Annotated in this window: 15 protein-coding genes and 1 tRNA gene; 6 read left to right on the top strand and 10 right to left on the bottom strand. The window is 43.8% G+C overall.

Annotated elements, in window-relative coordinates:
- The coding region (locus Q4A73_RS03670; RefSeq protein ID WP_303206107.1) for a hypothetical protein at positions 1 to 162 on the bottom strand (162 nt) is incomplete at its 3' end.
- Positions 163 to 230: 68 nt separating this feature from the next.
- On the bottom strand, positions 231 to 1,610 hold the full coding sequence (locus Q4A73_RS03665) for a sodium-dependent transporter (RefSeq protein WP_303206085.1): 1,380 nt from the start codon (positions 1,608 to 1,610) through the stop codon (positions 231 to 233).
- 222 nt (positions 1,611 to 1,832) lie between these two features.
- On the opposite strand from Q4A73_RS03665, the gene Q4A73_RS03660 reads away from it, so the two are divergent.
- Positions 1,833 to 2,171: a F0F1 ATP synthase subunit C gene (locus Q4A73_RS03660; RefSeq protein ID WP_303206084.1), complete on the top strand. Its 339-nt coding sequence runs from the start codon at positions 1,833 to 1,835 to the stop codon at positions 2,169 to 2,171.
- A 41-nt stretch (positions 2,172 to 2,212) separates the two neighbouring features.
- Positions 2,213 to 2,298, top strand: a tRNA-Leu gene (locus tag Q4A73_RS03655).
- A 4-nt stretch (positions 2,299 to 2,302) separates the two neighbouring features.
- Here the strand turns inward: Q4A73_RS03655 and Q4A73_RS03650 are convergent.
- From Q4A73_RS03650 to Q4A73_RS03625, 6 genes are read right to left on the bottom strand one after another with little or no spacing between them, the layout of a single operon-like run.
- A complete protein-coding gene (locus Q4A73_RS03650) occupies positions 2,303 to 2,818 on the bottom strand; it encodes a hypothetical protein (RefSeq protein WP_303206083.1) in 516 nt (171 codons plus the stop codon).
- On the bottom strand, positions 2,815 to 3,333 hold the full coding sequence (locus Q4A73_RS03645) for a hypothetical protein (RefSeq protein WP_303206082.1): 519 nt from the start codon (positions 3,331 to 3,333) through the stop codon (positions 2,815 to 2,817). The genes Q4A73_RS03650 and Q4A73_RS03645 overlap by 4 nt, the downstream gene beginning before the upstream one ends.
- The gene (locus Q4A73_RS03640; protein ID WP_303206081.1) at positions 3,323 to 4,372 is read right to left on the bottom strand and encodes a clan AA aspartic protease; all 1,050 of its coding nucleotides are present in this window, start codon (positions 4,370 to 4,372) and stop codon (positions 3,323 to 3,325) included. Before Q4A73_RS03640 ends, Q4A73_RS03645 begins: the two co-directional genes overlap by 11 nt.
- Positions 4,369 to 5,004 carry a lysophospholipid acyltransferase family protein gene (locus Q4A73_RS03635; protein WP_303206080.1) on the bottom strand — a complete coding sequence of 212 codons (636 nt, stop codon included), beginning with the start codon at positions 5,002 to 5,004 and terminating at the stop codon, positions 4,369 to 4,371. The genes Q4A73_RS03640 and Q4A73_RS03635 overlap by 4 nt, the downstream gene beginning before the upstream one ends.
- Complete coding sequence (gene miaB, locus Q4A73_RS03630) at positions 4,988 to 6,289, bottom strand: tRNA (N6-isopentenyl adenosine(37)-C2)-methylthiotransferase MiaB (protein WP_303206079.1); 1,302 nt, start codon at positions 6,287 to 6,289, stop codon at positions 4,988 to 4,990. The genes Q4A73_RS03635 and miaB overlap by 17 nt, the downstream gene beginning before the upstream one ends.
- A complete protein-coding gene (locus Q4A73_RS03625) occupies positions 6,286 to 6,528 on the bottom strand; it encodes an HP0268 family nuclease (RefSeq protein ID WP_303206078.1) in 243 nt (80 codons plus the stop codon). Before Q4A73_RS03625 ends, miaB begins: the two co-directional genes overlap by 4 nt.
- A gap of 122 nt (positions 6,529 to 6,650) precedes the next feature.
- Here Q4A73_RS03625 and nusA point away from each other — a divergent pair, with 122 nt between their 5' ends.
- Positions 6,651 to 7,727 carry a transcription termination factor NusA gene (nusA, locus tag Q4A73_RS03620; RefSeq protein WP_303206077.1) on the top strand — a complete coding sequence of 359 codons (1,077 nt, stop codon included), beginning with the start codon at positions 6,651 to 6,653 and terminating at the stop codon, positions 7,725 to 7,727.
- A 102-nt stretch (positions 7,728 to 7,829) separates the two neighbouring features.
- On the opposite strand, the gene pdxA is transcribed toward nusA, so the two are convergent.
- On the bottom strand, positions 7,830 to 8,987 hold the full coding sequence (gene pdxA / locus Q4A73_RS03615) for a 4-hydroxythreonine-4-phosphate dehydrogenase (RefSeq protein ID WP_303206076.1): 1,158 nt from the start codon (positions 8,985 to 8,987) through the stop codon (positions 7,830 to 7,832).
- Positions 8,984 to 9,757: a pyridoxine 5'-phosphate synthase gene (locus Q4A73_RS03610; protein ID WP_303206075.1), complete on the bottom strand. Its 774-nt coding sequence runs from the start codon at positions 9,755 to 9,757 to the stop codon at positions 8,984 to 8,986. Before Q4A73_RS03610 ends, pdxA begins: the two co-directional genes overlap by 4 nt.
- 55 nt (positions 9,758 to 9,812) lie before the next feature.
- Here Q4A73_RS03610 and Q4A73_RS03605 point away from each other — a divergent pair, with 55 nt between their 5' ends.
- The 3 genes from Q4A73_RS03605 to Q4A73_RS03595 all read left to right on the top strand — a co-directional run.
- Positions 9,813 to 10,796, top strand: coding sequence for a Ppx/GppA family phosphatase (locus Q4A73_RS03605; RefSeq protein ID WP_303206074.1), 984 nt, complete (start codon positions 9,813 to 9,815; stop codon positions 10,794 to 10,796).
- 18 nt (positions 10,797 to 10,814) lie between these two features.
- Positions 10,815 to 11,885 carry a DUF3519 domain-containing protein gene (locus tag Q4A73_RS03600; RefSeq protein WP_303206073.1) on the top strand — a complete coding sequence of 357 codons (1,071 nt, stop codon included), beginning with the start codon at positions 10,815 to 10,817 and terminating at the stop codon, positions 11,883 to 11,885.
- 175 nt (positions 11,886 to 12,060) lie between these two features.
- Positions 12,061 to 12,436: DUF3519 domain-containing protein (locus tag Q4A73_RS03595; RefSeq protein WP_303206072.1), on the top strand; the 376-nt coding region annotated here is incomplete at its 3' end.

Raw genomic sequence — 12,436 nt, 5'->3', positions numbered from 1 at the left:
TTGAAATCTCGCTCCCCCGCCGAATTCAAAATGATTTATCCCCGCTTCTTTAGCCGCCTCAACGGCTGGGAAAAAGTCCTCCATCAAAACTCTGGCCCCATACACGGACTGAAAACCATCCCTGAAAGTGGTGTCCATGATGTCTATAAATTTCTTTGACAAACCCCGCTCCTTTTTAAGAAAATTTAAGTTTAAATTCTATCTTACCTAACTTAACTTTTGGTGATTACTCAGACAATCATCCCGACAATTATCCCTAACATCCCTAAAAAATTTTGCAACGGATAGATGGAATTGATAGCGATGATGATGATGATGAGCGGCACGATGAAGCGCAGGAAAAAATACCAAAGCTCAAAAAACACCCCGCTCATGTAGGGAGAAAATAGAATTTTCAAGGCCTCTTTTTTGAGCACAAAGCCCACAAAAACCGTCGCCGCAATGCCGCCAAAAGGCATGATGATATTGCTGGCTAAAAAGTCAAGGACATCAAAAAAGCTTTTTCCAAAGAGTTCAAAATGTGTGCTTTCGTTTGAGGAAAGGATGCAGGCAAGACCTAAAGCATACACGAAGATGCCGATGCAAACGAGGGCTTTGAGGCGGGAGAATTTGAAGGTATTGATGAGATAAAAAGCGAAGGGTTCTATCATGGAGATCGCGCTGGTGATTCCCGCAAAAAATAGGGAGATGAAAAAACAAAGGGCGAGCACATTGCCCACGGGTCCTAGGTGGGAAAAGAGGGTCGTGAGCGAGATGAAGATGAGTCCCGGGCCCTGCTGGCTTGGGTCGGCTCCGAATTCAAAAATGAAGGTGAAAACGATGAGCCCCATCATCAGGCCTATGAGGATGTTGATGAAAATGATCCATAGGGTGCTGGTGATGAAATTGGTTTTATCGGGTAGGGAGGCTGAGTAGGTGATGATGGTGCCAACGCCCAAAGAGAGGCTGAAAAATGCAAGTCCTAGGGCGCTAAGGACGGAATCGACGCCGATCTTGCTAAAGTTTGGCTTGAATAAAAAGGAAGCCGCCTGAGTCAAACCGCTGTAGCTTAGGGCGTAAAGAAGCATGGCGATGAGCAGAATGAAGAGGGTCGGCATCATCCAAACATTGAGCTTTTCGATGCCGTTTTTGATACCGCGAGAGACGATGAAAAATACGAGAAAAAACACGAGGCTAAAGCTTAGAATTTGCACGAGGGGGCTGTTGGTGATGAGGGTGATGAAATGACTTTCTGCTTGTTCTATATTTTTGGGAAGTGAAAAGATGCTCGAAACGGCGTATTTGGCTATCCAAGCGATGACGAGGGAATAAAAGGAGACGATCAAAATCGCTCCGAGCATCGTAAAGCCCACTAGACTCCAAGCCTTTTTGTGCTGGGGGGCGAGCTTTGCGTAGGCATTGACGGGGTCCTTTTCGCTGAGTTTGCCGATGCTAAGCTCGGCCAAAAATACCACAAAACCAACGCAAAGCGTCAAAAAAAGATAGAGCAAGATGAAGGCTGAGCCTCCATTTTGTCCCACTAGGGTGGGGAATTTCCACGCATTTCCCAGACCGACGGCAGAGCCTGCCACAGCCAAAACGAAGCCGATTTTAGAAAATTTTGAACCCATAAATTGCCTCTAAAATATATTTTGCCTCCATTAAAACAAAAAATGATTAATCTTTTTCAAGGCCTTGATGTGGCTAGAATTTTAAAATGCAGTTTGGTTACATTTCAATAAATTTAAAGTTAGTTTGATTAGAATGTGGGCTTTATTTTTGGGTGTTAAGTAGGGATACGCAAGCCGAACGGATTCAAAAATAGAAATTCACTCATTAAGAAAGGTTTTGCAATGAAAAAAATTGTTTTTTTGTTGTGCGTTTTTGCGCTCGCGGCTTTTGCTGAGAGCACGAATGCTCCCGTTGAGCAAGAGGCTATGAATGCGTGGATTAAGGCGTTTTCTATTTTAGCGGCTGGCTTGGGGCTCGGGGTGGCTGCGCTGGGCGGGGCCATCGGTATGGGACACACGGCTGCGGCCACCATCGCTGGGACGGCTAGAAATCCGGGGCTTGGGCCTAAGCTTATGACGACCATGTTTATTGCTTTGGCGATGATTGAGGCGCAGGTTATTTACGCGCTCGTCATCGCTTTGATAGCGCTTTATGCTAATCCTTTCCTTACTATTTCTTGAGGGGGGATTTTCCTTGCGGGGCTCTTTTGGCGCCCCTTGTTGCGGTTATGGTGGAATTGGTAGACACGCCATCTTGAGGGGGTGGTGCGCTTTGCGTGTGCGAGTTCAAATCTCGCTAACCGCACCATGTTTCATTCTGCGTAAATTTTCACAACAAAGCTTAAAAGAATTTCTTTATCTTTTGCCTTCAAACTGAGCGGATAGTCGATTTTCACAAGACTTTCGAATACCTTAAGCGCATCGATGAAATCGTATAATTGTCTTGGATTATTCATACTAGCTTGGACGATGAAGGAATGCTTGAGGTATTCCTCATCATCGTTTTTAAGGGCTTTGATTTGGACCTTTTTGAAAAAAGTATTTAAAAATAGTTCAAATTTCTCCTCGTCGAAGGCATTTTGAAACTGTTCCAGACTTTTATTGTTTTCTATCCTCAAAAACCTTACTCTTTCTTCACTTGTTTGCAATTTTTTTTGTGTGGAATTTAGCAGGGCTGTTTGCGAATTTTCCCTAATGGAAATTTGTTTGTATTCCTTCAAGGTCGGCAAAAGAAGAAATAAAACCAACGCCGTGCAAACGCTCACAAAACTCAAGGCGAGGATGAGAAGCTTGAGGGAATTGACTTCTTCGAAACTTTTATCTCTCACTTCGGCACTCCCAAAATGGAATTGGTGCTTGTGAAGCGATACCAGCCATTATCAAGCTTATAATAGCTCGTATGACTTTCATCAAAGATACTTTTTAGCGGGGTTTCCAAAAGCATGGCAAACATCTCTTTTGTAGGGCTTACGCCCGTTATTTTGAGGGTGTGAGCATCTTGCTCTAGGCTGTCAAAACTGATACTTCCTGTTTTTAGAGTAATATCCAAAAGATTTTGAAGGCTATTTTTGATGCTTTGGTTCTCAGCATTATAGTCTAGGGCGATCTGACTTTGTCTCAACAAAACATCGTAAAAATCATTATTTTGTCTGATTTTTTGTTGCGTGATGATGACCTCTTGCTTCTTGCTTTCAATCCTACCTACACTCAAGCCAATCTTCAAGGTGTAAATCAAAAAAATAGCAAGTATAAACAAAACCCCAAAGCCAAAAAGTATGAGCCAAATTTTATCCAGCAAACTGAAAAAAGGCCTGTGCTTTGGATGCGTGAAACTATAGGTCAAAATTCAGCTCCTTTCTCATAAGCTCGATGGTTAAATCAAAATGATTGATTTTTTTAATTTGGGGGCTTAGAAAGGTTTCATTTTCCAAAAAATCCAAGGCGCTAGGCACTATGTCCTCATGAGTGAAAAAAATAAGCTCATCGATAAAATCACCCCCATAATGCTCATCCTTGTAAAATTTTTCTATGCTGGAGATGATGTGGCGGCAAAGCTCCATATCGCTGCCAAATTGCCCGAGCTCTTCAAGCTCTATTTTCTCATCTTTCCCAGTCGCATCATCGTTTTTTTCATCCTCCATTCCTGCGTCCACCCCTGAGTCCATTTCCGCATTTGTTTCTAAAGGATCGCCTCCATCGCTTGAATTTTCTTGGCTTGAATTTTCCTGAAAATCATCCAAAGAAAGCTCCTCATCGGCAGAATTTTGCTTTTCTTCTTCGTGCTCTTCGCCGCTTTCATCTTGCAAATTTCCCAAAGGATCTTCAAAATCCTCAAGCTCCAAATTCACATTTTTTTCAAAAAATTTAAAACCGCCGATGAGAATTTCCCCAGCCTTGCACACCATCAAGCATAGGCTTTGTGAGTATTTATAAACAAAAAGCGTGGTTTTGTCTTTTTGCTCTTTTTGTATCAAATAATAAAGCAGGGCAAAGGGCGAAAATAAAAAATCAAGCCCGCCAAATTCCTCCCATTGGCAATCGTAATACTCCACATGCTCGGTAGCCGTGTAGAGCTGGGCGTTGTTTAAAATTAAGGTTTTGATGCTGATTTTGCCCACGCCAAAGGCCTCATAGTCTTGACTGAGATTTGGGATGATGCCCTGCTCTTGGCTGTTTAAAAATAAAGCGATGCGGTAGGGATAAAATTTTTTGTCATAATTTTTAACATAAGTCATCAGCTGCTTGTCTTGGTCAAAAATTTTCTCCAAAGAGCCTATTAAAGTTTTATCGCGATAGGTGCAAATTTTAAGGACATTTTTTTTGTCCTCAAGCACAATGGCCATAAAAATTTGAGGAATGATTTTTCTAAAAAACGGCATCATTTTTTATCCTTAAAATTATCGCGCCTATAAATTTTTTCAAATTCTTTCCACAAAAACGCCTTCGCTTCTTCCTTGTCCAAATTGGCGACACTCAAGGGCTCGCTCAAACTATAAACAATCCTACTAAAAGGCTTGGGCAAAATCATCCTATCCCAGCTTTTAAATTCCCAAAAACGACTCGCCTCATAGTTTAGAATTCTTATTTTAACACCTTTTTTCTGCGCTAAAACGATCGCCCCATCCGCGATGCTATGATAAGGACCCCTGGGACCATCGGGCGTGATGACTATATCGTCCCTAGCCTCCAAAACTTTAAAAGCCGCTTTCAGTGCCGCGTTAGCCCCCCTAAAAGTGCTCCCCCTCACCGCATCCAGTCCGTAAAATTTAATAAGCCTAGCGATATTTTCCCCATCCTTGTGATGAGAAATCATCACATAAGCCCTCTTGTTTTTCGTGCCAAAATGCCGAAACGCAAAGGGCATCAAGGCCAAACGCCCGTGCCAAAAAAGTATCACATTGGGCGCATCGTCAATCTTTTCGCCCAAGTATTTTTTCAAACAAGTCAAAAAAATCAACCATTGCAAAATAAAAACGCTATAGAGTAAAATTTTTTTCTTAAACGATTTCCCCATAAAGCACCATACGCCTAGCATTCGTGATTTTGACCGACCTCATCAGGCCAAGTTTTTCCTCGCTGCCCTCCACCTGCACCAAAAAATTATTATCCGTTCTCCCCGCCACGGCCCCGCCGCTTCTTAGTTCGTCAAAAAGCACCTCAAAGACCTTGTTTTCTTGCTTTTTTACGATTTCATCCAAAATTTCACCATGCCGCTTTTGCAGCGCGCTGAGTCTGGCTGCGGCAGTTTTTTCGTCGATCTGATCGGGCATAGTGGCGGCCTTTGTGAGGGGGCGTTTGGAGTATTTGAAGGAAAAAATTTGCTCAAAACGCACCTCTTCCATCATACCCATCGTATCCTCAAAGTCCCTCTCACTCTCACCCGGAAAGGCCACGATGATGTCCGTTGAGATGCTCACATCCTTGCAAAGCTCCCTAAGCTTGAGGGCTCTGTCCAAATACCACTCCCTGCTATACCCCCGCTTCATCGCCTTTAAAATGGCGTTTGAGCCGCTTTGTAGGGGCATATGCATCGCCTTGCAAATTTTTTTATTGTGCGCAAAAGTGTGCAAAAATTTATCATCCATATGTAAAGGATGCGGACTTGTAAAACGAATGCGTCTTAAATTCTCAATCTCACTTAAGGCATTTAGCAAATCGGAAAAGTCCATTTTTTTATGCGCGTTTCTAAATCTTTTGCCATAATTATTGACATTTTGCCCAAGTAAAAATATCTCTTTCGCACCCTTTTCTACCGCCTTTTTAGCTTCATTATAAATCAATTCAAAAGGGATGGAAATTTCATCGCCCCTAGTGTGGGGCACGATGCAGTAAGTGCAGTGTTTATCGCAGCCTATGGAGATGTTGATGTAGGATTTGTAGGGGCTATTTCTAAAGTCCGCAAAGCTAAACTCACTCTCATCATAGCCTATATCCACGCCCATAAATTTGGGCGTTTTCATCGCTTGCGTGATTTTAGAAATATTTCTAGCTCCTAAAACAAAATCCACATAAGGCGCACGGCGGAAAATTTCCTCGCCCAAGTGTGAAGCCGTGCAGCCGCAAACGCCGATTTTCGCCCCCGGCTTTTTAGCCTTTTCAAAGCCACCCACTTCAGAAAAAAGCTTATGCACGGGCTTTTCACGCACCGAGCAGGTATTGATGAGGATGAGGTCTGCCTCCTTGATGTCCTCAGTCAGGCTGTAGTCCTCTTTTTGCGTGAGTTCAGCGATGATATGCTCACTATCGCGCACATTCATAGCACATCCGAGAGTTTGGATGAAGAGCTTTTTAGCACTCAAAGAATATGCACCTCATACATATAATCTTGCTCATCAAGCCCGTATTTTACGACCCTGTGATAGACATTCAAGCCCTTTTTTTCAAAATGTTCTACTAAAGCGATGAGTTGCTTGTGCGAATTGTCTTTGTCAAAATAAAAAAATTTCTGCCCCTCCTTATCCACCGCATCCTCAATCTTCCCCAAGCTTATGGTTTTGGGCTTTTCGTTCGTTAAATTCCTCGCTAATTTCAAATCCATAATCGCATCCTTTGGCTTTTTAAATCGGCGACTATATCAAATTTTACTTTTAATTAAACTTATTGAAGCTATAATCCCACCCTACTTTCTCAAAAAATTCCCAAAAGTAAGGTATCAAAATCATGGAAAAGATTGCAGACATCATCGAGTCCATTGCTCATGAAAAAAATTTAAACATCCAAAGCGTCAAGGAAAAAGTCATCGCCGCCCTCATCAACACCGCCAAGCGCATCTACGGACAGGAGTATGAATTTTTCGTGGACGAGAAGGATTTGAGCCTCTATCAAAAAATCACCATCGTCGCCGATGATGATGAGAGGCTCGGACAAAATAACGAAAGCTTCATCGCCCTATCGCGCGCCAAAAAGGAGGCCGGCGAGGTGGAGATAGGCGATGAGCTGACCTATGAGTGCTCCTTGGAAAATTTAGGACGCACGGCGGCAAACACCCTCCACAAAGAGCTCGAATACCACATCCAAAAGCTTTTGGAGGAGACCATCTTTGAAAAATACAAGAGCAAGATCGGCCAAATGGCCTTTGGTAGCGTGGTGCGCGTGGATGATGAGGAAAACACCTTCATAGAAATCGACGAGCTGCGTGCCTTTTTACCGCGCAAAAATCGCATCAAGGGCGAGAAATTTAAGGTCGGCGATGTCGTCAAGGCCGTCATCCGCCGCGTTTATATGGACAGGGGTATCAGAATCGAGCTTTCAAGAACCAGTCCTAAATTTTTAGAGGCCCTACTGGAGGCTGAGGTGCCTGAGATCAAGGATGGCTATGTGAGTGTGGTGGCCTGCGCGCGCATTCCGGGCGAGAGGGCGAAGATTGTCGTGCAATCTAATGGCAGCGGCGTGGATCCTGTGGGGGCTACTGTGGGCGTGAGGGGCGTGAGGATCAATGCTGTCAGCAAGGAGGTGCATGATGAAAACATCGATTGTATTGAATTCACCAGCGAAAATGAAATCCTCATCGCAAGGGCCCTAGCGCCTGCGATTGTTCATTCTGTGCGGATCGAGGATAAAAAGGCCATCGTGAGCCTAAACAGCGAGCAGAAAAGCAAGGCCATAGGAAAAAGTGGGATCAACATCCGCCTAGCCTCCATGCTGAGTGGTTTTGAGATCGAGCTTTGTGAGCTTGGACAGAGCGCGATCGCAAGCGAGGAGGCGATGAAAAACTTGCAGGATTTGTTTAAAATTTAGCCCCCAAGCCTTGCGCCAGAGTGAGCTTACCCCGCGCCCCTTACCAAGCGCTAGGATTTTGCCCCCCATCCACCGGCTTTTTGCTTTTATTTTAAGAATTTTTTAAAATTCACGCGCAAAATCATTGCAAAATTTTACGCCGTATTTTGCCGCTTTAAGATAGCTTTTTGTGCTGATTTTGCCGTTTTTATAGGCCTTATCAAAGGCTGTGCCATGATCGACACTGGTGCGGATGATGGGTAAATTGAGACTCACATTGATGCTCTCCTCAAAATAAAGCGCCTTTAAAGGCGCCAAAGCAAGGTCGTGATAAAGTGCGACAAGTCGGTTGCAGTGCTTGAGGCCCATCTTCGTGAAAGCCGTATCCGCCACCAAGGGCTGGGGTAAAAAAACGCTCCCCTCGCGAAAATTTTTTTGCAAATTTTTTCTCAAATTCTCACCCCTCAAAGCCTCTTCGAAAAGTTCTGCGGCGGTGATTTTATGCGTTTTCAAAAAGGCATTTTGAACGCTTTTGGCGCTTTTTGAAAATTTTAAAAAAGCATTGACGAAGCTAATAGCCTCAGTGATGACAAGCTCCTCCCCACCCCCGATGATCCCACCATCTCCGGCGTGAGGATTGAGCCCCAAAACACCGATTTTTTTAAAGCGCGTCCCTTGATGAAAGGCAAGAAGAAAGCGGCTCAGGGCCTTAAATTCAATGCGCTTTGATACGCAAGAAAGGGGGATATGCTCGGTAAAAAGTCCCACAAAAAGCTTTTTGCAACCTAGCATCATGATGGGCTCTTTTTTGAAAAAATGCCCCAAAAATTGCGTATGTCCCCTAAATTTCACTCCCGCCAAGTCCCAAGCCTTTTTGTGGATGGGCAGGGTGAGGAGGGCCTGGGCGTGATTTTGCGCGACAAAATGCACAGCCGCCTCAAAGCTTAAAAAAGAATAAAGCCCGCTTTTAACATCGAGCTTTCCGGGCTTGATGGGGAATTTTTCCCCCACCTCAAAGGACAGCGGGGCACTGAAGTGAAAAATTTGAAACTTTTTTGTCTTTTTTTCGGACGAAAAGGCAAATTCTTTCGCCTTTTCAAAAAAAACAAGCCGTGCGTTTTCAAGCTCAAGCCCTAAGATTTTGAGCCCAGCGGAGAGTAAATTTTCGTGTAAAAAATAATAGGGCTCACAAAATTTTACCAGCTCCTGATGGCTTCTGGCTAGGATTTCAAGCCCCACGCCGTTGAGATCACCCACGCTTATGGCCAGTTTAGGCTTCATCGCTTAAGGAGGGCCTTCATTTCCAAAAGCGCCCTTTCAAGCCCCACGAAAACAGCCCTTGCGACGATGCTTTGGCCTATGTTGAGCTCGCAAATTTCAGCGATGGGGACGATCTTGGCGACATTTTGATAGTTCAGCCCGTGTCCGGCGGCCACCCTCAGTCCTAAATTCACGCCCTTTTTGGCGCAAAATTCTATTTTGGCCAGCTCCTCACTCAGCCCTAGTTCTAGCTCCTTTCTGCTCAAATTCAGTCCCTCAAGCCCGTAAGTTGTCCTTGAGATATTGCTAAAAAGGGCGTTGTGAAGATTGGCAAAATGCCCCGTGTGAAGCTCGATAAAATCCGCCCCTAAAAGCTTTGATTTCTCTACGTCTTCGGGGTTTGGGTTGATGAAGAGGCTCACTTCGATCTCGTGCTTTTTGAGGCACTCAATGCTCTCTTTTAAATTTTCGCAGTTTAAATTCAGGCCCCCCTCAGTGGTGAGCTCCTCGCGCTTTTCTGGCACGAGGGTGATGCGCTGAGGCCTTAAGACGCGGGCGTGTTTTAGGATCTTCTCATCAAGGGCGCATTCTAAATTCACGCTTGCTTTGCAAAAACGCAGGATGTTTTCCAGATCAAATTCCTGCGTGTGCCTGCGATCCTCGCGCAGGTGCAGGGTGATCTGCTCCGCATAGTGGCTAGAGAGCATCGCTGCTTCGAGCACATCGGGGTCATTGACCCTCCTAGCCTCCCTCAAAACGGCGATGTGATCGATGTTAAAGCCTAGCAGCATGTTTTTCCCTTAGTGTTGGTTTGCGCTATTATAACGCAAAAATTAAAGGACCATGATGCTAGCATTGGATATAGGCTCAAACACGCTAAGGGCGGTTGAAATGGGCGATGGCTTTGAAAAAAAGCGCGAATTTGAGTTCATCATCGCCGCCGCGCAGGGCCTGAATGAAAGCGGCGTGATAGGAGAGGGGGCGATCGCAAGGCTTAGGGACGCTTTGCGAAAACTGAGCGGGGATTATGACTTGAGCAAGGCGCGCGCCGTGGCGACGGCGGCCTTTAGGAAGGCGGGGAATACGAGGGAGCTTTTTGAGGCTTTGCGGGGGGAATTTGGCATTAAAATCCTTTGCATTGACGCACTTTTGGAGGCGAAACTTAGTGTTTTGGGGATGAAGCTGGGGCTTAGAAAATGCGGACTTAGCGGGGAATTTGGCTTTTGTGATTTGGGCGGGGCGAGCTGTGAGTTTGGCTTTAAAAATGAGGCTAAAAGCTTTGATTTTGGGATCATTAGCTTTTATGAGAGGGTCAGGGGTGAAATTTTATCCCCCTCAGGCTCTTTTTTTGTGTCTGAATTTAAATTCGCTCCTAAATTCAAGTCGCGCGATAAGAGGCTAAAAATCCAACAATTTAGCGACAAAGGCTTTAAAATTCTGGCCTTTCGGGCCTTTGAGACGGTTGCGCCGCTTCAAAAAATTCTAAAAAAGCATGGGGTGAGGAGGGTGGTTTTAAACTCAGGTGTGCCGACCGCGCTTTGTGCCTTCAAGCAGGGCCTAAGCTATGCGGACTATCATAGCGGGGCGGTTGATGGCAGGAGGCTTCATGCGGGGGAATTTTTGCATTTTGCGCACAGGCTTTGGAGGATGGGCGAGGCGGAGGCGGCGCTTTGGGTGGGGAGCATGAGGAGGACTTATTTTGTGGCGGGGTGCTTGCTTTTGTTTGCTTTGTTTGATAGGGAGGAGCTTGTTGTCATCGATGAGGGTCTGCGCGAGGGTGTGGCTGCGATGAGTGAGGTGGAGTGGCTGCGATGCTGGGGGCAAAAATGAAGAATTTTTAAGAGAAATTTGGGGTGGGAATTTGAGGATATAGCCGAGCAGTTAGACAAAATCATCACAAAAGGCGAAGTTTTAAAGGATAATGATAGAGCGACTTTAAAATATGTAAATGACAATGGGGATATTTTCAAGGTAGGATTAAAAGGGAATTGGAAAGGCGAGGAAACAAAAAATAAATGGATAATCACGGCTTATAAAGATGAAAGAGAAATGGCTAAGACCATCGACTCTAGCGACTTTACAAAAGGCGAGACTCTGCCTTTAAACTCAAATGAAAGTATAGCGCAAAATTTAATCGATAGCTTAAAAGAAATGCAAGATAAGGATGTAAATGTAAGGTTAGGGGACAAAGATTTGCTAGATCTTTATGAAAAGTCCAGCCGAGAGGCTTATGATATTTTAGCAGAGAAATTACATTTAGATAGTGTGAAGCAGTATAGAAGCGATGGTTATGCCTTATTTGAAAATTCAAGCTTAGGAGCAAATGCAAAAGCTCGTTTTGAAGCAATTTTAAGGAAAAATTTAAGGCAAAGGCAAGTAGAAAACTTTCAAAAACCGCAAAATGTAAAATATGAAATACAAACCGAGCAAGGATTTAAATATTACCTCGATGAGAATAATGAAGTCATAATTAACCACAAAAATGAGCTTGTAGATTTTAATGGCGGAGTGGTAAGAACTAAGCCTGATAAGGACGGCGATATTTTAGAGCTAAATGGGATTTTAAAGCTCATAAGTCCTAGAAATGCGGATAATTGGTATTTAGCTAAAAGGGACTTGACAAATAATGAATTTTACGATTTTCACGCAAATTTAAGACTTGCAAATTATTATCAAAACGGCTTATTTGTAAGTGATGAAAAGCTTTATGAAGTCTTTAAAAATATGCCTCGCAACGCAGATAAACAGGGCTTAGACGATGTTATGGGTATATTAAGAGGTTTAACTAAGAGCAAAAATGTAAATATGGCTTACGCATACGAATTTATCAATAAACATTACGGGCTAGAGGCGGATTATAGAACCCTTGCTAGAGATCTATTTAAGAGAGTAGATAAAAGAATACAAGAAAAATGGTAATCCTTTTGGGATACTCTTTAACGATGAAAAGGCGATTGAAGATATAAGAGAAGTATATGGTGATGAAATAGCAAGGGACTTTTTTAAAGGTGAAAATGCGGTAGATTTTCTGCTTTACACACAAGCAGGGCATATTCAAAACGCCTTTTATAAAGAGGGCTTAGGAGACATCGATGTGGTCTGGGGAGATGATAGCCTTGGGCTGAAGCATATCATAGACAAGCACGGAGGGGAATTTGAGGATATAGCCGAGCAGTTAGACAAAATCATCACAAAAGGCGAAGTTTTAAAGGATAATGATAGAGCGACTTTAAAATATGTAAATGACAATGGGGATATTTTCAAGGTAGGATTAAAAGGGAATTGGAAAGGCGAGGAAACAAAAAATAAATGGATAATCACGGCTTATAAAGATGAAAGAGAAATGGCTAAGACCATCGACTCTAGCGATTTCACAAAAGGCGAGACTCTGCCTTTAAACTCTGATGAGATTATGCCGCAAGCCAAGCAAACCAAGCTAGAAACTAATCTAAACGATACGCTAGAGAGCT

Source organism: Campylobacter sp., from assembly GCF_030528245.1.
In the GTDB taxonomy this organism is placed as follows: Bacteria; Campylobacterota; Campylobacteria; order Campylobacterales; family Campylobacteraceae; genus Campylobacter_D.
The sequence above is the reverse complement of the archived record's forward strand: the minus strand, read 5'-3'. Positions and strand labels throughout refer to the sequence as shown.